The organism is Bradyrhizobium sp. WSM2793, assembly GCF_000379585.1.
Taxonomy (GTDB): Bacteria; Pseudomonadota; Alphaproteobacteria; order Rhizobiales; family Xanthobacteraceae; genus Bradyrhizobium.
This window is the reverse complement of record NZ_KB902768.1, coordinates 122,119-143,211: the sequence shown is the minus strand read 5'-3', so window position 1 is coordinate 143,211 and position 21,093 is coordinate 122,119. Positions and strand designations below refer to the sequence as shown.

The 21,093-nt window shown below is 64.6% G+C and carries 19 protein-coding genes; 12 read left to right on the top strand and 7 right to left on the bottom strand.

Annotation, left to right across the window (positions count from 1 at the left end):
• Positions 1-74: 74 nt before the first annotated feature.
• Together A3AS_RS0100640 and hpaR are read right to left on the bottom strand one after the other, a co-directional pair.
• A complete protein-coding gene (locus tag A3AS_RS0100640) occupies positions 75-851 on the bottom strand; it encodes an HpcH/HpaI aldolase/citrate lyase family protein (RefSeq protein ID WP_026201534.1) in 777 nt (258 codons plus the stop codon).
• Between the two features lie 386 nt (positions 852-1,237).
• The gene (gene hpaR / locus A3AS_RS0100635; RefSeq protein WP_018315666.1) at positions 1,238-1,756 is read right to left on the bottom strand and encodes a homoprotocatechuate degradation operon regulator HpaR; all 519 of its coding nucleotides are present in this window, start codon (positions 1,754-1,756) and stop codon (positions 1,238-1,240) included.
• Between the two features lie 111 nt (positions 1,757-1,867).
• On the opposite strand from hpaR, the gene hpaH reads away from it, so the two are divergent.
• The 6 genes from hpaH (at position 1,868) to A3AS_RS0100605 (ending at position 8,259) form a co-directional block, all read left to right on the top strand.
• Entirely contained in the window at positions 1,868-2,674 is an 807-nt protein-coding gene (gene hpaH, locus A3AS_RS0100630) for a 2-oxo-hept-4-ene-1,7-dioate hydratase (RefSeq protein WP_018315665.1), read from the top strand.
• 31 nt (positions 2,675-2,705) lie between these two features.
• Positions 2,706-3,104 carry a 5-carboxymethyl-2-hydroxymuconate Delta-isomerase gene (locus A3AS_RS0100625; protein ID WP_018315664.1) on the top strand — a complete coding sequence of 133 codons (399 nt, stop codon included), beginning with the start codon at positions 2,706-2,708 and terminating at the stop codon, positions 3,102-3,104.
• Positions 3,097-4,635, top strand: a complete 1,539-nt coding sequence (hpaE, locus tag A3AS_RS0100620; RefSeq protein ID WP_018315663.1) for a 5-carboxymethyl-2-hydroxymuconate semialdehyde dehydrogenase — start codon at positions 3,097-3,099, stop codon at positions 4,633-4,635. The genes A3AS_RS0100625 and hpaE overlap by 8 nt, the downstream gene beginning before the upstream one ends.
• A gap of 123 nt (positions 4,636-4,758) precedes the next feature.
• Positions 4,759-5,742 carry a 3,4-dihydroxyphenylacetate 2,3-dioxygenase gene (gene hpaD, locus A3AS_RS0100615; RefSeq protein WP_018315662.1) on the top strand — a complete coding sequence of 328 codons (984 nt, stop codon included), beginning with the start codon at positions 4,759-4,761 and terminating at the stop codon, positions 5,740-5,742.
• Entirely contained in the window at positions 5,742-6,611 is an 870-nt protein-coding gene (locus A3AS_RS0100610) for a fumarylacetoacetate hydrolase family protein (RefSeq protein ID WP_018315661.1), read from the top strand. The genes hpaD and A3AS_RS0100610 overlap by 1 nt, the downstream gene beginning before the upstream one ends.
• Positions 6,612-6,630: 19 nt before the next feature.
• On the top strand, positions 6,631-8,259 hold the full coding sequence (locus tag A3AS_RS0100605; RefSeq protein WP_018315660.1) for a thiamine pyrophosphate-dependent enzyme: 1,629 nt from the start codon (positions 6,631-6,633) through the stop codon (positions 8,257-8,259).
• A 168-nt stretch (positions 8,260-8,427) separates the two neighbouring features.
• On the opposite strand, the gene alkB is transcribed toward A3AS_RS0100605, so the two are convergent.
• The 4 genes from alkB to A3AS_RS0100585 all read right to left on the bottom strand — a co-directional run bounded on the left by alkB (position 8,428) and on the right by A3AS_RS0100585 (position 12,104).
• Complete coding sequence (gene alkB / locus A3AS_RS0100600; RefSeq protein WP_026201533.1) at positions 8,428-9,081, bottom strand: DNA oxidative demethylase AlkB; 654 nt, start codon at positions 9,079-9,081, stop codon at positions 8,428-8,430.
• Positions 9,082-9,090: 9 nt separating this feature from the next.
• Positions 9,091-9,837, bottom strand: coding sequence for a 2OG-Fe(II) oxygenase (locus A3AS_RS0100595; protein ID WP_018315658.1), 747 nt, complete (start codon positions 9,835-9,837; stop codon positions 9,091-9,093).
• A gap of 238 nt (positions 9,838-10,075) precedes the next feature.
• A complete protein-coding gene (locus A3AS_RS0100590; protein ID WP_018315657.1) occupies positions 10,076-10,762 on the bottom strand; it encodes a DUF2848 domain-containing protein in 687 nt (228 codons plus the stop codon).
• A complete protein-coding gene (locus A3AS_RS0100585; RefSeq protein WP_018315656.1) occupies positions 10,755-12,104 on the bottom strand; it encodes an amidase in 1,350 nt (449 codons plus the stop codon). Before A3AS_RS0100585 ends, A3AS_RS0100590 begins: the two co-directional genes overlap by 8 nt.
• Positions 12,105-12,297: 193 nt before the next feature.
• Here A3AS_RS0100585 and A3AS_RS0100580 point away from each other — a divergent pair, with 193 nt between their 5' ends.
• From A3AS_RS0100580 to A3AS_RS0100565, 4 genes are all read left to right on the top strand, one after another.
• Positions 12,298-12,711: a Zn-ribbon domain-containing OB-fold protein gene (locus A3AS_RS0100580; RefSeq protein WP_026201532.1), complete on the top strand. Its 414-nt coding sequence runs from the start codon at positions 12,298-12,300 to the stop codon at positions 12,709-12,711.
• 3 nt (positions 12,712-12,714) lie between these two features.
• Positions 12,715-13,854, top strand: coding sequence for a thiolase (locus A3AS_RS0100575; protein WP_018315655.1), 1,140 nt, complete (start codon positions 12,715-12,717; stop codon positions 13,852-13,854).
• A 103-nt stretch (positions 13,855-13,957) separates the two neighbouring features.
• On the top strand, positions 13,958-14,872 hold the full coding sequence (locus tag A3AS_RS0100570) for an SDR family oxidoreductase (RefSeq protein ID WP_018315654.1): 915 nt from the start codon (positions 13,958-13,960) through the stop codon (positions 14,870-14,872).
• Positions 14,873-14,988: 116 nt separating this feature from the next.
• On the top strand, positions 14,989-16,101 hold the full coding sequence (locus tag A3AS_RS0100565; protein WP_018315653.1) for an SMP-30/gluconolactonase/LRE family protein: 1,113 nt from the start codon (positions 14,989-14,991) through the stop codon (positions 16,099-16,101).
• A gap of 68 nt (positions 16,102-16,169) precedes the next feature.
• Here the strand turns inward: A3AS_RS0100565 and ppc are convergent, their stop codons facing one another.
• Positions 16,170-18,968, bottom strand: coding sequence for a phosphoenolpyruvate carboxylase (gene ppc, locus A3AS_RS0100560; RefSeq protein WP_018315652.1), 2,799 nt, complete (start codon positions 18,966-18,968; stop codon positions 16,170-16,172).
• An 845-nt stretch (positions 18,969-19,813) separates the two neighbouring features.
• Between ppc and A3AS_RS46970 the strand changes: the two genes are divergently transcribed.
• Both A3AS_RS46970 and A3AS_RS48100 read left to right on the top strand, forming a co-directional pair.
• A complete protein-coding gene (locus tag A3AS_RS46970; RefSeq protein WP_157644185.1) occupies positions 19,814-20,329 on the top strand; it encodes a hypothetical protein in 516 nt (171 codons plus the stop codon).
• Between the two features lie 87 nt (positions 20,330-20,416).
• On the top strand, positions 20,417-20,845 hold the full coding sequence (locus A3AS_RS48100; RefSeq protein ID WP_018315649.1) for a hypothetical protein: 429 nt from the start codon (positions 20,417-20,419) through the stop codon (positions 20,843-20,845).
• The last annotated feature ends 248 nt before the right edge of the window (positions 20,846-21,093 follow it).

Below are 21,093 nucleotides of genomic sequence, written 5' to 3'. Positions count from 1 at the left end.
AGTGAGTAGCGGGTGGCGAATGGAAAAAGGGGAGCAGCACTATTCGCTACCCCCCATTCGCCATTCGCGAGGTCTTAGGCCTTCCCGCCCGAATCCTTGCGGGTGGCATTGACCTGCATCTTGGCGTAGGTCGTCATCAGGCCGACCTCGTTCGAGAGCGTCACCAGCTTGAAGCCCATGTTGATGGCGCGCGCTGCGCCTTCGGCGCCGCTGCAATGGATGCCCGGGTTGAGGCCGCGCTTGCCGCATTCCTTGATGATCTTCTCGTAGATCGCCAGGATCTCGGGCTCGCTGCGGTCGAGCTTGGGCTCAAGGCCGTAGGAGAAGCCGAGGTCGGACGGTCCGATATAGACGCCGTCGATGCCTTCGACGTCGAAGATCGCTTCCATGTTCTCGACCGCGGTCTTGGTCTCCATCATCGGCAGCAGGATGGTGTCGGCATTCGCGGTCTTCTGATACGAGCCCGCGGTGCCGTACATGCCGGCGCGGATCGGGCCGTTGGAGCGCACGCCCTGCGGCGGATATTTGGAATAGGAGACCAGGTTCCTGGCTTCCTGCGGCGTGTTGACCATCGGGCAGATCACGCCATAGGCGCCGCCGTCGAGCACCTTGCCGATGATGCCGGGCTCGTTCCAGGGCACACGGACCATCGGGGTCACGGGGTGCTTGTCCATGGCCTGGAAGCACTGCACCATCGAGAGATAGTCCTGCACGCCATGCTGCATGTCGACGGTGACGCTGTCGAAGCCGCATTGCGCGATCATCTCGGCCGAGAAGCCTGAGGGTATAGCGAGCCACGCGTTGACCACGGCCTTGCCCGACTTCCAGATTTCCTTGACCTTGTTCGCCACGTTGCCTTCCTTCTTTGTTGTTTGAACCTTCGTCACCATGACGAGCGCCGCGACAGCACGACCCGCTGTTAGCGCGAACCGGAGCGCCGCGCTACGCTCGCAATGACGCAACGCCTATGCGCTCGCGCGCTGGATACCGACTTCGCTGACGCCGGCCTCGCGGGCGGCGCCCACTATTGCCGCCCGGGGTGTCATCCGGCAAGGGATCGGGCTGCTCTGTCACGATTTTCCGCCCCGGATCGCCCGGAATCGGCGCCCCCGATCCCCCGCATCGGCCCGGCGGCGTGCATGGGCAGTTTAGCCCCTGGCATCGACACCGCCAGCGTCGCCCACCTTCGAATCGACGTCAAACCATCGCCGACGCCCAGGTTCCGGCCATCACGTGCTCACTCCTCGGCACTTGCCTCCTCGCTTGCGCCAAGCTCTGCAAGGCTCTGTTCGAGCGCGCCGAGCATCTCCTGCAATTCGGCGAGCTTGCGTGCGCCGAACCGTCGCGTGATCTCGGCATAGATCGCTTCCGACGTCGGCGCCACCGAGGCCATCAGCTTCACGCCCTCTTTCGAGATCGAGACCATGCTGCGGCGCTGGTCCGCCTTCGCCGTCTTTCGTTCGATCAGATTGCGCGCCTCGAGATCGCGCAGGATGCGCGACAGGCTCGGGCCGAGCAGGAACGCCGTGCGCGCGAGTTCCGTGACCTCGACCGTTTCGATCGCCGCCAGTGCACGCAGGATGCGCCATTGCTGCTCGGTCAAGCCGTGCTCGCGCAGCGAGGGACGAAACTGCCGCATCACCGCTTCGCGGGCTCGCAACAGCGACATCGGCAGAGAGCGGGAGAAATCGCGCATCGGCACCTGCCGTGCGGCAGGCGCGCTTCCGTTGGCTGGATCAGCCGGTCTCTTCACCATGATGCCCTTTCAAACCGCAAAACGTTTGCAGTGCAGCAAGCCGAAATTGTGTTTGACGCATTCACTTAACATGTTAAGTATCTCCCAGCACCTCAGTTTGTAAGATCACAAATGGCGCTTTCCAACGACGATATCCAAGCTTGCGCACGGCGTCTGCATCAGGCGGAGAAGACCCGCGTGCAGATCCGGCAGCTGTCGCAGGATTTCCCCGGCATCACCATCACAGATGCCTACGCGATTCAGAAGGCCTGGGTCGACGTCAAGATCGCCGAGGGCCGCATCGTCAAGGGCCACAAGATCGGCCTGACCTCGAAGGCGATGCAGAGCGCGCTCAATATCGACGAGCCCGATTCCGGCGTGCTGCTCGACGACATGTTCTTCGCCGATGGCGGGATCGTTCCGACCGAGCGCTTCATCGCGACGCGCGTCGAGGCCGAGCTCGCCTTCGTCATGAGCAAGCGGCTCGCAGGGCCGGACTGCACGCTGTTCGACGTCCTCAACGCCACCGGCTTCGTGGTGCCGGCACTGGAGATCCTCGACACCCGCGTCGAACGCGTCGATCCCCAGACCAAGGCGACGCGAAAAATCTTCGACACCATCGCCGACAATGCGGCGAATGCCGGCATCGTGCTCGGCGGGCGGCCGATCCGCCCGCTCGACGCAGACCTGCGCTGGATCGGCTCGCTGTGCTTTCGAAACGGCCAGCTCGAAGAGACCGGCCTTGCCGCCGGCGTGCTCAATCATCCGGCGACCGCCGTCGCCTGGCTCGCCAACAAGATCGCGCCGCTCGGCCTTGCGCTGGAGCCTGGACAGGTCGTGCTTGCCGGCTCCTTCATCCGCCCGATCGAGACCCGCAAGGGCGACACAATTCAGGCCGATTATGGCGCCTACGGATCGGTCAGCTGCTACTTCGCTTAAGGCGCATAAGAATACAGGGAGTGAAACCGCGATGCCGCATTTCACGATTGAATATTCGGCCAATCTCGATGGCCGCCTCGATATCGCGGCGGTGTGCGAGATCGTGCGCAAAGCGGCGGTCGAGACCGGCATCTTCCCGCTCGGTGGCATCCGCGTCCGCGCCATCAGGTGCGAGCACTATGCGATCGCCGATGACAGGCAAGACTATGGCTTTCTCGACATGGTGCTGCGCATCGGCGAGGGCCGCGACCTTCCCACGCGCCAGAAAGCCGGTGAGCACGTCTTCCAGGCGCTCTCCCGCCATCTCGATCCGGTCTTCGCTGCCAGCAAATTCGCTTTGTCGTTCGACATGCAGATCAACGACAAGGACACCAGCTGGAAGCGCAACAACATCCACGACGCCCTGAAAGTGGAAGCCGCCCATGGATAAGCCCAGCCCGAAAGCCGATGTATTCCAGGCCAACCGCGACCGCGTCGCACCGCTGCTGAAGAAGCTGCGTGCCGACGGCATCGGTCACATGATCGACGGCAAGACCGTTGCCTCGATTTCCGGCGAGACGTTCGAGACGAAGTCACCGGTCGACGGCACAACGCTCGCAAGCGTCGCGCGCGGCACTGCCGAGGACATCGACCGCGCCGCAACGGCCGCTTCGCTTGCCTTCAAGTCCTGGCGCGACATGGGCCCGGCGATGCGGAAGAAGCTGCTGCATCGCGTGGCCGACGCGATCGAGGACAACGCCGACGACATCGCGGTGCTCGAATGCATCGACACCGGCCAGGCCTACCGCTTCATGGCCAAGGCCGCGATCCGCGCGGCCGAGAATTTCCGCTTCTTCGCCGACAAATGCGCGGAGGCGCGCGACGGCCTCAACACGCCGAGCGATGAGCACTGGAATATCTCGACCCGCGTGCCGATCGGCCCGGTCGGCGTGATCACGCCGTGGAATACGCCGTTCATGCTCTCGACCTGGAAGATCGCCCCGGCGCTTGCCGCCGGCTGCACCGTCGTGCACAAGCCGGCGGAATGGTCGCCGGTCACCGCGGACATGCTCAGCAAGCTCGTCAAGCAAGCCGGCGTTCCCGACGGCGTGCTCAACACCGTCCACGGCTTTGGCGAGGAGGCCGGCAAGGCGCTGACCGAGCATCCCGCGATCAAGGCGATCGGCTTCGTCGGCGAGAGCGCGACGGGCTCGGCGATCATGGTGCAGGGCGCGCCGACGCTGAAGCGCGTGCATTTCGAGCTCGGCGGCAAGAACCCCGTGATCGTGTTCGACGATGCCGATCTCGACCGCGCGCTCGATGCCGTCGTGTTCATGATCTACTCGCTCAACGGCGAACGCTGCACGTCATCGAGCCGCCTCCTGGTTCAGGCCGGCATTGCCGACAAGTTCACGGAGAAGCTCACCGCGCGCGTGAAGGCCCTGAAGGTCGGCCATCCCCTCGATCCCGCCACCGAGATCGGACCGCTGATCCACGAGCGGCATCTGGCAAAAGTGTGCTCCTATTTCGACGTCGCGCGCCAGGACGGGGCTGTGATCGCCGTCGGCGGCAAGGCCCATGACGGCCCGGGCGGCGGACATTATGTCGAGCCTACCTTGGTCACCGGCGCACACGGCAAGATGCGGGTGGCGCAGGAGGAGGTGTTCGGCCCGTTCCTCACGGTGCTGCCCTTCAAGGACGAAGCCGAAGCCATCGAGATCGCCAACGACATCCGCTATGGCCTGACCGGCTATGTCTGGACCAACGATGTCGGCCGCGCACTACGTGTCGCCGACGCGCTGGAGGCCGGCATGATCTGGCTCAACTCGGAAAATGTCCGCCATTTGCCGACGCCGTTCGGCGGCATGAAAGCCTCCGGCATCGGCCGCGACGGCGGCGATTACTCGTTCGATTTCTACATGGAAACCAAGCACGTCTCGCTGGCGCGGGGCACGCACAAGATTCAGAAACTGGGAATTTAACGCTTCGTCGTTCCGGAGCGCGAAGCGAATCCGGAACCTCGAGATTCTCAGGTGCGCAATTGCGCACCATAGTTCGGCTCTTCGAGCCGCCCGGAATGACGACCGAGCCGAGGGGAAACGCAAATGCCCGTACCGCAACACATCTTCGAGCCGCCGTTCAACATCATCCGCTCCAGCCACGTCGTGCTTGACGTCACCGATTTGAAGCTGAGCCGCGAGTTCTACGAGACCATTGTCGGCCTGCATGTCGAGGACGCCGACGACAAGGTCGTGTACTTGCGCGCCGCGGAAGAGCATCAGCACCACTCTTTAGTGCTGCGGAAGGCTGCAGTCCCGGCGTGCGCGCGGCTCGGTTTCAAGGTCGGCAACGATGGGGATCTCGACAAGGCCGCTGCTTTCCTTTCGGAGAACGGCCTCTCCTACGCCTTCGTCGACCAGCCGTTCCAGGGCCGGACCCTGCAGTTCACCGACCCCTTCGGCTTCCAGATCGAGCTCTATGCGTCGATGGACCGGCGGCCGCATCTGCTGCGCCGCTATGATCTCTACCGGGGCTGCCACCCGCAGCGGCTCGATCATTTCAACGTCTTCGCCGCCGAGGTGCAGGACACCGTCGAGTTCTACGCCCGGCTCGGCTTCCGCCTCACTGAATATGCCGAGGAGGATGGACCGAACGGCCGCATCGCCGCGGCCTGGATGCATCGCAAGGGCAATGTCCACGACTTCGCCATCACCAACGGCAAGGGCCCTCGCCTGCACCATTTCGCCTACTGGACGCCGACGGCGATGAACATCATCCATCTCTGCGACGTCATGGCGTCCCAAGGCTTTGTGAAGAACATCGAGCGCGGCCCCGGACGCCACGGCATCTCCAACGCATTCTTCCTCTATGTCCGCGATCCCGACGGACACCGGCTCGAGCTCTACACCAGCGACTATTTCACGGGGGATCACGACCACGAGCCGCTGCGCTGGTCACTGCGCGATCCGCGCCGCCAGACGCTGTGGGGCGCACCCGCCCCGCGTTCCTGGTTCGAGCAGGGCTCGCTGTTTAGCGGGCAGGCCGTGCGCGAGCCGAAGTTTGTCGCGGACGTGCTGGTGGCCGACTGATGAAACTCCCTCGCCTCGCCACCTATTCCGTCAAGGGTGATGTCAGCTACGGTGCCGTCCTCGAGGGCGGCATCGTCGACCTCTCCGCGCGCTACGCAAAACACTATCCGACGCTGCGCGAGGTGATCGCGGCCGGCAAGCTCGTGAGCCTTGCCGAGGAAGCCGCCGGCCGCACGCCGGATCACGCGCTCGCCGACATCACCTGGCTGCCGCCAGTGCCCGCGCCGGAGAAGATCATCTGCATCGGCGTCAACTATCCCGACCGTAACGCCGAATACAAGGACGGCCAGGACGCGCCGAAATATCCGAGCATGTTCATGCGTTCGCCCCGCTCCTTCGTCGGCCACGACACGCCGCTGGTGCGCCCGCGGGCGTCCGCACAGCTCGACTATGAGGGCGAGATCGTGCTGGTGATCGGCAAGCAAGGCCGCCACATCCCGGAAAGCAGCGCGCTCGATCACATCGCGGCGCTCACGCTGTGCAACGAAGGCTCGGTGCGCGACTGGCTGCGCCACGCCAAGTTCAACGTCACCCAGGGCAAGAACTTTGATTCCAGCGGCAGCCTCGGCCCATGGCTCGTGCCCTACGTCCAGGAATCGCAGATCGCCGATGTCAGGCTCACCACGCATGTCAACGGCGAGCTCAGGCAGGACGATCGCACCAGCCGGCTGATGTTCTCCTTCCGCTATCTCATCAACTATATCTCCACCTTCGCAACGCTCGTCCCCGGCGATATCATCGTCACGGGCACGCCGACCGGCGCTGGTGCCCGGTTCGATCCCCCGCGGTACCTGAAGCCCGGCGACGTCATCGAAGTCGCGGCCGAAGGCATCGGCAGCTTGCGAAATGGCGTCGTCGACGAAGCCTGAACAAGATTGGAATGATGCAATGACCACCCTCACCGGCGGCGAAGCGATCGTAAGCGGCCTGGTCGCCCATGGCGTCGACACCGTGTTCGGCCTGCCGGGCGCGCAGGTCTACGGCCTGTTCGACGCCTTCCATCAGGCCCAGCTCAAGGTGATCGGCGCGCGGCACGAGCAGGCCTGCGGCTACATGGCGTTCGGCTATGCGCGCTCCAGCGGCAAGCCCGGCGTGTTCAGCGTGGTGCCCGGCCCCGGCGTGCTCAATGCCAGTGCGGCGCTGCTCACCGCGTTCGGCTGCAACGAGCCGGTGCTGTGCGTCACCGGCCAGGTGCCGACGCAGTTTTTGGGCAAGGGCCGCGGCCATCTGCACGAGATGCCGGACCAGCTCGCGACCTTGCGCACCTATGTGAAATGGGCCGACCGGATCGAATATCCCGGCAATGCGCCGACGGTCGTCGCGCGCGCCTTCCAGGAGATGATGTCGGGACGGCGTGGCCCGGCCTCGGTCGAGATGCCCTGGGACGTCTTCACCCAGCGCGCGGACACCGCCGCTTCCCGGGTGCTGGAGCCGCTGCCCGCACCGCAGCCCGATCCGGATCTCGCCAAGCAGGCCGCCGCGTTGATCAAGGCCAGCAAGGCACCGATGATTTTTGTCGGCAGCGGCGCGATCGAGGCAGGCGAGGAGATCCTCGAGCTCGCCGAGATGATCGATGCGCCTGTGGTCGCCTTCCGCAGCGGCCGCGGCATCGTCTCCAATGCGCATGAGCTGGGCCTCACAATGGCCGCGGCCTACAAGCTGTGGCCGACAACCGATGTGATGATCGCAATCGGCACCCGCGCAGAGCTGCCGGCATCCGGCTTCCGCTGGCCCTATCAGCCGAAGGGGCTGAAATCGGTTCGGATCGACATCGACCCGACCGAGATGCGCCGGGTCGTCGTCGATGCCGCCATCGTCGCCGATGCCAAGGCCGGAACGGCCGATCTCGTCGCGGCCGTGAAGAAAGCCGGCTTTACGCGGACCCGTGGCCGGCGGGAGGACATCCGCGAGGCGACCGCGGCCGCGCAAGCCGAGATCCAGCGCATCCAGCCGCAGATGGCGTATCTCAACATCCTGCGCGAGGTGCTGCCGGCGAACGCGATCGTCACCGATGAACTGTCGCAGGTCGGCTTTGCCTCCTGGTACGGCTTTCCGATCTACCAGCCGCGCACCTTCATCACGTCAGGCTATCAGGGCACGCTCGGCTCGGGCTTCCCGACCGCGCTAGGTGCCAAGGTCGCCAACCCCGACAAGCCGGTGGTGGCGATCACCGGCGACGGCGGCTTCATGTTCGGCGTGCAGGAGCTTTCCACCGCCGTGCAGTTCAACATCGGCGTGGTGACGCTGGTGTTCAACAACAACGCCTATGGCAATGTCCGCCGCGACCAGCGCGAACGTTTCGACAGCCGCGTGGTGGCGTCCGACCTCGTCAATCCGGATTTCGTCAAGCTCGCGGAGTCCTTTGGCGTTGCGGCTGCGCGTGTCACGGCGCCGGATCAGTTCAAGGCCGTGCTGGAAAAGGCGCTCGCGCATAGCGGGCCGTATCTGATTTCGGTGGAAGTGACGCGCGATTCGGAGGTCAGCCCCTGGGCGTTCATTCACCCGCCGAAGCCTTAGTCGGAGCATCGTCGTTCCAGGGTTCTTCCCTTCTTCCCTTGTGGGAGAAGGTGGATCGCTGACGCGAAGCGGCAGCGAGACGGATGAGGGGTCTGTCTTGGCGGATAAAGACCCCTCATCCGCCTTCCCTTCGGGAAGGCACCTTCTCCCACAAGGGGAGAAGGAAGGTCACCGCGTCCTGCGAAACGTCAGATTGATCCGCTTCCGCCCCAGCAGCGCATGCTCACCTTCCGCGAGCGGCGCGACGCCGTGATAGGCAAGCCGGCTAGGTCCGCCCCAGACCACGACATCGCCATGCACCAGGCGGAAGCGGCGCGGCTTGTCGGCGCGCGCCAGGCCGCCGAACAGGAAGGTCGCGGGCAATCCGAGCGAGACCGAGACGATCGGCGCCGAATAATCCAGCTCGTCCTTGTCCTGATGCAGCGACAGCCGCGTGCCGGGCTCGTAGCGGTTAACGAGGCAGGCATCGGGCGCGAAGTTTTGAAAGCCGCCCTGCTCCGCCGCGCGGCGGGCGAGATCGCGGAGCACCGGCGGCATTTCGGGCCATGGCGCGCTGGTGCGCGGATCGATGGGGTCGTAGCGATAGCCGGTGTGGTCGGTGATCCAGCCACGCTCGCCGCAATTGGTCATCGCCACGGACATCAGATGACCACCGGGCGTGGTCATGCGACGGAACGGCGACTGCGCCACGATCGCGCGCACGGCGGCGATCAGCTCGGTCTCGATCGGTTTGACGAAGCCGCGCAGCAGCACGGCACCATCGGCGATCTCCTCGCGCGACGGCTGCGCCTCGGCAACGCTGTCGAACAGATCAGCCGTCAATCGCAGCACTCATTTGGCATCGTGGAAAATTACACCCAACGTGTGGCGCTGGCCGGACCTGATGCGGCTGACGCCATGGCGCAGATTAACGCGGTAAGTGCCGCGTGTCCCCTGCACCGGGCGGTGATGCACAGCGAAGGCGACGGCGTCGCCCCGCGCGAGTGGCACCACCTCGGCGCGGGACTGCATGCGCGGCCGTTGCTCGGTCAGCACGAATTCGCCGCCGGTGAAGTCGCGGCCCGGCTCGGAGAGCAGGATCGCGACCTGGAGCGGGAACACGTGCTCGCCATAGAGGTCCTGGTGCAGGCAATTGTAGTCGCCCGCCTCATATTGCAGCAGCAGCGGCGTCGGCCGCGCCTGCCCCGCCTCGTGGCAGCGTTTCAGGAACGCGGCATGCGCGGCGGGATAGCGAATGTCGATCCCCATCGCCTCGTTCCAGCGATTGGCGGCGCCCTGCAGATGCGTGTAGAGCGCCGGGCGCAGCTGCGCGATCAGATCGGGCAGCGGATAGGAGAAATATTTGTACTCGCCGCGGCCGAAGCCGTGGCGGCCCATGACGATGCGGCTGCGAAACTGCGTGTCGTCCGGGTAGAGCGCGGCAACGGCGCGGCACTGGTCCGGCGTCAACAGGCCCTTCAGGACGGCGCAGCCCTGGGAATCGAGTTCGGCCGTGATCTGCGGCCAGTCGAGGGCGTCGACGTGGGCGGTGAGGTCGGGAACGGAGGATTGGGCCGTTTTACGTGCGGTCATTGTCATAACAATCACCTTCGCAGCCGGACGTTCACTCCGCCACCCGATTTCCGACGACTGTCTCCCCGTCATTGCAAGGGAAGAGCGACAGCGGAAATCAAGCAGACCAGTTTCGTAGGGTGGGCAAAGGCGCTCTTGCGCCGTGCCCACGTCTTGGCAAGACGTGGGCACGCTTCCGCCGTCGCTCTTCGAGCTATGGCGGACAAGTCGCTTTGCCCACCCTACGGGACCATCGCTTGTGGAGCTAGCCCCTCACCGGCAACGTCGCCACGTCATAGCCATGCCTGATCGTCCGCTTCAGCACGGGGTCTTCCAGCTCGAAATCGAACCGCTCCGCCGGGCGGATGCCGCCCTTGGCTGCAAACGTGCCGCCGAACATGGCGCAACCGTCGGGGAATTTTCCTCCTTCGAAGCCGCGCGCGATCAGGTCGTTCACCGGCAGCATCGCGTCCAGCGTGCCCTCCTGGTAGAGCACGCGCTCGCCCTTGATGGTGGCGTAGGAGCGCAGGATCATCCTGTCCCAGTGGCCGATGACGTCTTCCAGCTCCCACAGCGTGGCGGCGATCGGTTTGTCGCACATCTGCTTGGACACGGTGACGTTGTAGGCCTCGACCTTGCGGTCGGTGTGGTCGGAGCCGCAGCCGACGAAGATGCGGCCCTGCCAGCCGATCAGCACGAACTCGACCTCGCCGGAGGAATCCCCGCCGGTGCATTCGATGCTGTCTTCCTGGGTCAGCCGCCGCGCCGAGGCACGGTAGTAGATCGGCGTCGAGGCTGGCGGGGCGATGCCCATCTCCTGCAGCTCGGCGATGTGCTTGTCGCGCGCAACGGGGTCGCGGCCGGTCCAGCCGGCGATGACCATCTGGTCGATCGCGAGCGTCAGCGGCGTGGTGGTGTCCTGGGCATCGACGGTGAAAGTCAGGTCAAACACGAATGACGGCCTCCATGCCGGCAGCAAGTTCAAAAATACGATGGTCCGTTCCACCCGCGCCCGCCAGCATCAGGCCGACCGGGACGTCGCCCTGGCGATGTGCCGGCAGCGAGATGGCGCAGCCGTCGATCATGTTGATCAGGCTGCAGTTGCGCAGTGCGCGGATGTTCTCGCGCGTGAATGCCTTATCATCGGCAAGGTCGGCGATCTTCGGCGGCGTGTTGGGCGTGGTCGGCAGCACCAGCGCATCATAGGGCGCAATGCGCGCGTTGACGCGGGCGATCAGCGAGCGACGCTCGTTGAGGAGATCGATGTAATCGGCCGCGCTCTGCGCCTCGCCGCGCATGATGCGGACAGTGACACGGGGATCATAAACATCGCCCTTGGAGGTGATGAGATAGCGGTGCCAGGCGTAGCTCTCGGACGCGGCAAAGCCCCCCTTGGCGTTCATCGGGCCGATGTCATGAAACTCCGCCATCTCGATGCGCTCGATGATGGCGCCGTGATCGGAAAGCGTTTTCAGGGCGCGTTCGAACGTCTCGGCCACCTCAGCATCGAGATCGTCGAGCGCGATTGTGGTCGGCACCGCCAGTCGCATGCCCTGGATCGGACGCGGCTTCAGCGGGGCGATCGGCTCGTTCGCGAGCACGGCGTCGAGTATGGCACAGCAACTGACTGATCGTGCCAGCGGCCCGATGCTGTCGAGCGAGAACGACAGCGGCACGGAGCCATCGAGCGGCACGCGCCGCTGCGTCGGCTTGTAGCCGACGATGCCGTTGAAGGCGGCCGGAATCCGGCAGGAGCCGCCGGTGTCGGTGCCGAGCGCGCCGTGTGCCATGCCGTCGAGCACGGACACCGCCGCGCCCGCGGAGGAGCCGCCCGGCACGTGGCCTTCGGCCCTGTTCCAGGCCCCCTTCGGCGTGCCGTAATGCGGATTGATGCCGATGCCGGAATAGGCGAACTCGGTCATGTTGGTGCGCCCGATCACGACGAAGCCGGCCCTGCGCAGCCGCGCCACCGTCGCCGCATCCTGCTCGGCCGGCGGCGAATCGTCGAGCGCGCGGGAGCCTGCTCGCGTCACCTGGCCCTTGATGTCGAACAAATCCTTGATCGAGATCGGGATGCCGGCATAGCGCGACGGCGCCGCCTTGGCCTTGCGCAAGCCGTCCATCGCGTCGGCCGCGGCGAGCGCGGCGTCCTTGTCGACATGGAGGAAGGTGCGCTGGCCCTCCCCGGCGGGATCGGCGATCCTGGCGATGCAGGCCTCGACCAGCTTGCGGGCGGTGGTGCGGCCGCTTTCGAGGTCTTCGGCGAGTTTTGCCAGTGTCGGAAAATCGGGCATGTCTGTCTCACGGAATATTGGCGCGCGCAATCTATAGCGCTGGCTCAGTTCGACACAAGCACTGTGCGCATGATGGCATGCATGCGTATTGCTGGACCGTTGACGCCCCATGGTCGATTGTCGCATCAAGATCGAAACGGGCGGGCGTGAAGCCTGCCCTATCAAGATTTGCTTTCTGGGAGGGCGTTCCGACATGGCCGAACCGCAGCGCGCGCGACCGAAACCGACGCCGGAGACCCAGCATTTCTGGGACGGCACGAAGGCGGGCGAATTGCGCCTGCAGCGCTGCGACGCCTGCGCGCATGTCTACTTCCCGCCGCGCCCGTTCTGCCCGTCCTGCGCCTCGCGCAACGTCAGCATCTTCAAGGCGAGCGGCAAGGGCTTCCTCTACAGCTACGTGATCAACCACCGTCCGGCCGCGCCCGGCTTCACGCCGCCTTATGCGATCGCAGTGGTGGAGCTTGCCGAGGGACCGCGGATGATGAGCAACATCATCGACTGTCCGCAGACGCCCGAGGCGCTCGAGCTCGACATGAAGCTCGAGGTCGCCTTCCAGGCGCTCGACGACAAGATCACCCTCCCCGTGTTTCGTCCGGCGAAGGGGTAGACCATGCGCAGAAACCAGGTTGCCGTCGTCGGCGCGGCCGAGACCACCGAGCTCGGTGTCATCCCGAACGCCTCGCAGCTCCAGCTGCACGCGGATGCGGCGCTCAACGCCATCGCCGATGCCGGACTGAAGCTCTCCGACATCGACGGTTTTGCCACCGCGGTCGAGACGCCCCAGCAGGTCTGCCACTATCTCGGCATCAAGCCGACCTGGGTGGACGGCACCTCGGTCGGCGGCTGCTCCTTCATGCTGCACGTTCGGCATGCCGCGGCGGCGATTGAGGCGGGCCTGTGCAAGACCGTGCTGATCACGCACGCCGAGAGCGGCAAGTCGATGATCGGCAAGGCGCCGCGCTCGATCCCCGCCGACAGCCTGCAAGGCCAGTTCGAGGCGCCGTTCGGGGTCTACGGGCCGCCGAGCATGTTCCCGATCCCCGTGCTGCGTTTCATGAAGACCTACGGCATCACGCATGAGCAGCTCGCCGCGGTCGCGGTGGTGCAGCGGGAATGGGCCGCGAAGAATCCGCGCGCGATGATGAAGGATCCGATCACGGTCGCCGACGTGCTCAATTCGCGCATGATCGCCTATCCGTTCCGCCTGCTGCAATGCTGCCTCGTCACCGACGGCGGCGGCGCGCTGATCCTGACCTCGGCCGATCGCGCCAGGGATTTTCCGCGCAAGCCCGTCTACATCATGGGCACCGGCGAGAGCGTGGAGACGCCGATGGTCAGCCAGATGGAGACCTTCAACTCCTCGCGCGCGTTCAAGACCGCAGGCCCCCTCGCGTTCAAGGAAGCTGGCATCGCCCACAAGGACGTCGATCATCTCATGATCTACGATGCGTTCGCGCATCTGCCGCTGTTCGGCCTCGGCGATCTCGGCTTCATGCCGCACGAGGAGACCGGCAAGTTCATTGCCGACGGCAACACGCGTCCGGGCGGCAAGTTGCCGCTCAACACCAATGGCGGCGGATTGAGCTACATGCATTCGGGCATGTACGGCATGTACGCGCTGCAGGAGAGCGTGCGGCAGATGCGCGGGATCGCACCGGCGCAGGTGCCGAACGCGAAGATTTCGGTGTGCCACGGCGTCGGCGGCATGTTCGCGGCGAGTGGCACGATCGTGTTTACGAACGAGAGGTAAGACACCGTCATTCCGGGCGCGCGCAGCGCGATCCGGAATCTCGAGATTCCGGGTCTGGTGCTTCGCACCATCCCGGAATGACGGGCACAACAGGAGACATCCCATGACTAAATCACTGCAGGACAAGGTCATCATCGTCACCGGCGCTGGCCGCGGCATCGGTCGCGAGATCGCGCTGCTTTGTGCGGCGGAAGGCGCCAAGGTCGTGGTCAACGATCCCGGTGGAGCCTCGGACGGCGCCGGTTCGAACGCGGCGCCCGCCGAGGAGGTGGTCGAGGAGATCAAGAAGCGCGGCGGCACCGCGGTTGCCAATTTCGAGTCGGTCGCCGAAGCCATCCCCGCCAGCAAGATCGTGAAGACCGCGACCGATCATTTCGGCCGGCTCGACGGCGTCGTCAACAATGCCGGCATCCTGCGTGACATGATCTTCCACAAGATGAGCGTGGAGGCGTTCGAGGCCGTCATCAAGGTGCATCTGATGGGCTCGTTCTACGTCAGCCATGCCGCCGCGCGAATCTTCCGCGAGCAGGAGTCGGGCTCCTTCGTGCACTTCACCTCGACCTCCGGCCTGATCGGTAATTTCGGCCAGGCCAACTACGCCGCCGCCAAGCTCGGCATCGTCGGCCTCTCCAAATCCATCGCACTCGACATGGGCCGTTTCAACGTCCGCTCCAACTGCGTCTCGCCGTTCGCCTGGACGCGCATGATCGGCACCATTCCGACCGAGACTGAGGCCGAAAAGGCGCGGGTCGAGAAGATCAAGCAGATGGGTCCGGAAAAGATCGCCCCGCTCTGCGGCTATCTGATCTCCGATGCCGCCAAGGACGTCACCGGGCAGATCTTTGGCGTGCGCATGAACGAGATATTCCTGTTCAGCCAGAACCGTCCGATCCGCTCGGTGCAGCGGAGCGAAGGCTGGACGCCGCAGTCGATCGCGGAACATGGCATGCCGGCGCTGAAGGGCTCGTTCTACGAGCTGGACCGCTCCGCCGACATTTTCACCTGGGATCCCGTCTAGCCGCATTTCCGGCATCCCTGCCCTGCGATCTCCGGTTGTCTCGGCCGGAGATCGCCCCGGTTTACGCCCGATTGCGGGCGAATGGTGGCCTCCCAACGCAACTTTGGGAGGAAACCATGACAAGAACACTGACCAACTCCGACGACACCTCTGTAACGGGCGGCCTCGGCCGCCGCACTCTGCTCAAAGGCACGGCGGCTCTCGCCGCATCCACTGTCCTCGCCTCGCGAGCCGACGCCCGCGACTTCGGCGTCAACGCCGAGCCGCAGCGCTATCCCGACCCCGACATCATCGCCATCGACCCCAAGCGCTTCAAGGCCAAGGTCGGCAACACCACGATCAAGCGGCTCTACACCGGTTGCCTGTGGGCGGAGGGGCCGGCGTGGAATGCGCAGGGACAATATCTGGTCTGGAGCGACATCCCCGCCAACCGGCAGCTGCGCTACCTCGACGACGACGGCCACATCTCCGAGCAGTTCCACAAGCCGTCGAACGAGGCCAATGGCAATTCGTTCGACACCGAGGGACGCCAGCTCAGCGCCGAGCGCACGCGCCTCGTCCGCTACGAGCACGACGGCTCGGTGACGGCGCTGGCCGAGCAGGCCGGTGGCAAGCCGCTCAATGGCCCGAACGACATGGTGGTGCATCCCAACGACAAGTCGATCTGGTTCACCGATCCCGGCTACGGCGCGATCAGCATCTACGAGGGCAAGCTGGCCAATACCGGTTCGCTGCAGCCGCACCAGAAGGAAGCCGTCTATCGCATAGACGCCCAGACCGGACAGGTGGCGAAGGTCGCAGACGAGCCGTTCAAGCCGAACGGCATCGCCTTCAGCCACGACTACAAGAAGCTCTATGTCTGCGACACCGGCATCACGCATTACCCTGAGGCCAAGAACGTGGTGTGGTCCTACGACATCGACGGCGCCAAACTGTCGAACCCGAAGAAGCTGATCGACATGACGCTCGACGGCAAGTCGGGCTTCCCCGACGGATTGCGCGTCGACACCGAGGGCAACATCTGGGTCGGCGCCGGCTGGGTCGGTCCCGGCTATGACGGCGTGCAGGTGTTCGCGCCAACCGACGGCGCACGCATCGGACAGATCCTGCTGCCCGAGACCTGCGCCAATGTCTGCTTCGGCGGCAAGAAGCGCAACCGCCTGTTCATGACCGCGAGCCAGTCGCTGTACGCGGTCTATGTGGAGACGCAGGGCGCGCATTTCTGTTGAGATAGGCGAATGGTGGGTGGCGAATGGCGAATAGAATCCATTCGCTACTCCCTATTCGCCATTCGCATTTACCCCGTATTCCGCAGCCCCGCCGAAATCCCATTGATGGTCAGCTGAATCCCGCGCAGGACCTGCTCGTCCGGGTTCTGCGCGCGGTGCTCCTTCAACAGCTCGACCTGCACGTGGTTGAGCGGATCGAGATAGGGGAAGCGGTGGCGCACGGAGCGCTCCAGCAGCGGATTGCCCTGCAGCAAGCGGTCCTGCCCCATGATGTCGAGCAGCGTCTCGATGCAGGAATGCCATTCGCGGCGGATGCGGCCGAAGATCTTCTCGCGCAGGGCTTCGTCCGGCACCAGCTCGGCATAGCGCGAGGCGATCGCGATCGAGCTTTTGGCGAGCACCATGTCCATGTTCGAGAGCAGCATGCGGAAGAACGGCCATTCCCTGTAGAGCTCCTTCAGGAACGGCATGCCCTGTTGCGGATGCTCGGCGATCCACTGCTCGATCGCGCTGCCAAAACCGTACCAGCCCGGCAGCATCAGGCGGCATTGCGCCCATGAGAACACCCACGGGATCGCGCGCAGGTCTTCGATCGCGCGCGTCTTCTTGCGCGAGGCCGGACGGCTGCCGATGTTCAGCGTCGCGATCTCGTTGATGACGGTGGAGGCCCAGAAATAGTCGACGAAACCGTCGGTCTCATAGACGAGGCCGCGATAAGCTCTAAACGCGAGGTTCGACAATTCATCCATCGCGGTCAGATATTCGCGGCGCGGCGCGCTCTGGCGCGGATTGAGCAGGCTCGCCTCAAGCGTTGCGGCGGCGAGAATCTCCAGATTGTTGCGGCCGACTTCGGCGTTGGAATATTTCGACGAGATGATCTCGCCCTGCTCGGTGATGCGGATCTGGCCGTTCACCGCGCCGCCGGGCTGCGCGATGATGGCGTCATAGCTCGGCCCGCCGCCGCGGCCGACCGAGCCGCCGCGGCCGTGGAACAGGCGCAGCCGCACGTGATGCCGCTCGAACACGTCGACGAGACCGATCTCGGCCTTGTAGAGTTCCCAGCCCGAGGTGACGAAGCCGCCGTCCTTGTTGCTGTCGGAATAGCCGAGCATGACCTCCTGCACGCTGCCGCGGCTGTCGACGAGGCGGCGGTAATCGTGCAGCGACAGCATGCGGTCCATGATGCCGCTGGAGGCCTGCAGATCCTCGATGGTCTCGAACAGCGGCACGATGTTGATGGCGCTGCGCCCGGAGGGATGGACGAGGCCGACCTCTTTCAGCAGCACCGCGACCTCGAGCATGTCGGACATGCCCTTGCACATCGAGATGATGCATTGGGGAATGGCGTCCGAACCGAACATCGCATGCGCTTCAGCGGCGGCATGGAAGACGTTGAGCTCGCCCATGGTCTCGTCGCTGTACTTGACGAAGGGCGAGACCAGCGCGCGCGTCGAGCGCAATTCATTGGTGAGCAGCGAGATGCGCGCCTCTTCGCCGAGCGCGAGATAGGACATGCCGGGATTGGCGGCGTCCATCAGCTCGGCGATGGTGCGTTCGTGTACCGCCGAGTTCTGGCGGATGTCGAGCCGCGCCAGGTGGAAGCCGAAGCAGTCCACCGCGCGCCGCAGCAGCCGCAGCCGGCCGCGGGCGATGACGCGGGCATTGTTGGAGATCAGCGAGCGGTGCAGCACGTCGAGATCGGCCTGCAGCTCCTTCACGCTCGCATATGGCGCACCCTTGCCGACCGGCCGGCGCGTGATCTCGACTGCGAGCTTTTCGGCCGTCGCGGTCAGGCGCGCGTAGATGCCGGAGACCGCCAGACGATAAGGCTCGCCACTCCGGTGCGGCGAGGTATCCGGCGAGCGCTCCGCCAGGTTGCGCAGCTCTTCCGAGACGTCGGCAAGATGCGCCGCGATCGACAATTCCGAGCCGAGCACGTGCAGCTCGTTCAGATAAAACTGCATCACCCGGCTCGACTGCAGACGCAGCGTGCCGCGCATCACGTCGGCAGTGACGAAGGGATTGCCGTCGCGGTCGCCGCCGATCCAGCTGCCCATGCGCAGGAACGAGGCGAGCTCGGAGGCGGCCTGCTCGCCGCCCTCCTCCAGCCGGTCCTCCAGCGCGTTGACCAGCCGCGGCACCTCACGCAGGAAGGTGTAATCATAGAACGACAGGCCGTTGGCGACCTCGTCGAGCACGTTGAGCTTGGTCCGGCGCAGCAGATTGGTCTGCCACAGCGTCAGCACCTCGCGGCGAAGCTGCTCGTCGCTGGCATCGGCCTCCTCCGCGGTCAGCGCCACGCGCTCGCGGCGGTCGAGCAGGCCTGCGACCTCCATCTCGCGGTCCATCGTGCTCTTGCGGCGCACCTCGGTCGGATGCGCGGTCAGGACCGGGCTCACCAGCGCGGACTTGAAGAAGCTGCGGAGTTGATCGGGCTTGATGCCGGCGTCCCGGGCATGGGCGAGCGTTTCCGCCAGCACGCCGGAGCCGCCGTTCTTCGCAGCGCTGCGGGCGCGCATCTGGCGGATGTTGTTCTGATCCTCGGCGATGTTGGCGAGGTGGGAGAAATAGCTGAAGGCGCGGACGATCCGCACCGTCTCGGAGGTCGACATGCTGTCGAGGATCTGCTCGAGCTCGCGGCGGGCGAGCCGGTCCTCGTCGCGGTGGAACCGGATCGAGGTCTGCCGGATGCGCTCGACCAGATCGAACACATCAGCGCCCTCCTGATCGCGCACAGTGTCGCCGAGGATGCGCCCGAGCAGGCGGATGTCGTCCCGCAGCCGCGCATCGGCCTCCAGCGCCTGGGCGTCCTCAGGGCGATTGGCGCGATGTTCAGCGCTGTCGGATGATATGGTCTGGAGGGACATGGCTCGCTCCTCTTCAAGAGCTCCCTTGAAGAGCTTCCTGGGCTCCTCGGCCCAGCGGAGTGTGCGATATTTTTCTACCGCAGTGCAAGACGAAGTTGGAGGCGGTGCAAACTGGCGGCCACGCTCGTGTCCCGGACGCGCCTGCAACGCTCAAGCGTTGCTGCGCAGAGCCGGGACCCCAAAAGCCACACCGTCCCTGCCGCCTTCTGGGCCCCGGCTCAACAGCGCACCACGCCGCGAAGACGCGTCGCGCTCGCTGCGTCCGGGGCACGAGGCTTTCTCTTTGTACCGATAAGCACGCCTTCGCCTCCTCGCGGCGTATTCCGCCCGAGCTTTGCTGTCCGTTTCGCCCTCGTCGAGAACAAAGGGCGCAGGGAAGGCCGGGCGCCGGCTGGCACCCGAAGGTCCGCACGCGACAAGACGCACGCGGGGTGACCACAGGTGACGCCGGGACATCCCGGCCTTCCCTGCGCAATGGTTTTACGGCCTATGGCGCGCTCTCCCCGGGGAGCGTTGCACTATTGCCCCCGTCGTCTTGCAGATGATCGGTGCGCGCACCCGGTCGGGGCGCCTCACCACCGCAAGCCTTGACGCCAGACTGCGGGCGTCAGGACCACACGCTTTTGCCGTCCGCGGACGTCCCTCCCCGGACAGCCGGAAGCTCGCGCGTGCTCGCCCCCGACGCCGAAAAGAAACGCTGTGACCGCGCCGTGTCGTGCCGCGGATCGCAACGGCTCACGGGATTTGCCCGCCCTGCCATCACCTCACGCGCCGGCGCCGCCGCGTCCATCGCATCCCGGCCTACGTATCGTGACGATCGCGAAACGCCCCTTTGACGGGCCGGGATGGAATGCGGTTTAGCCGAAACAACGAATTCGGTCAATCAGAATATTTTGCAGCGCCAGCGCTTGACCTGCATGTGGCGTGTTTTGCCCGACGGGCACCCCGAGGAATATGATAAGGATAGTCAATTGAACGGCCGTCATGAACGTAAAGACGCAGATAACAACGACATGGCACGCCATTCACATTCACAATGTGCAGTTCGGCTAATGGCGGACTTCTTCTTGATTATCTTCGGTTGGAGCTGGCTAGCCCCCATTTTCGTGACAATTGTGGGTGGAGTATTTGCCCTGCGGGCGCAAGGCAGGCGATGGATCATCCACCTCTGCGTTTTCGGATGTTTGTTAGCGGCCTTGCCCACGTTCGTTAGTCTATGGGGCAGAATAGACCCGGACGCAGCGAGCGAGCCGACAAACGCCTTCACGGCGCTGCTTTATTTCATTGTAATGGCGGGGTTTGGTCTTGCGTACTCAATCTTCGCCTTGGTACTTTTCTACACGCGAAGGCGTATTGCCTAAGCTTTGATGATCGGCTTCGCGTCTGCTAGCGCGTAGGACGGGTTGAGCCTTGCGAAACCCATCATGTTGCGTCGTCGGCGGAGCTCGATGGGTTTCGCTTACGCTCTGAACCAGGCCATGCCGAAGTATTCTCCCATCGATGCAGGCGTAACGTTTGACTGCGACGAGAGCGACCTTCTCTCCATCAGGTGGGAGGCAGAATGCCTGGTGGCGGACTTTCTACTGCCTGCGACTGAAAAGCGAAGCCTTCGCGTTCGCTTCGATGGCGCGACCATCGTGCGTCTTTTGGACGAGATGCCGCTCAGTACTGAAGAACAGCCCACGAGAAACGAAGGTCTCGTTCCCCGACATTTCGCCTACCGCGTCGACGGTGCCGCGTTCGCCGATGCGCAGTCGGCGACATGGAAGAAGGTTCATCGTCCTGTGCAACATTACCAGTTTATCACCGGGTGGGGCTGCATGGACGTACTTTCCGGCGTTGAGCCGTCCTTCGAAATCGTCGAACTCGAAAAGTGACGTCGGCACCTAGGATGGGTTGAGCACTTGCGAAGGCCATCCTGCTTCGTCACAGGCGGAGTGATTGATGGATTTCGCTGGCGCTCTCCCTATCCTACGGGCTGGGTCCGTCTGCATTGCGCAATGTGGCGACGATCCCCTCTTGATCACAAGAAACATTGTGCGGCCGAAAGGCCGCCCGTTGCCATCGACCGCCAGGAATTCCGGTCAGCAACTGCCTGGACGTCGAGCTGGGCCTGGATAGGGTT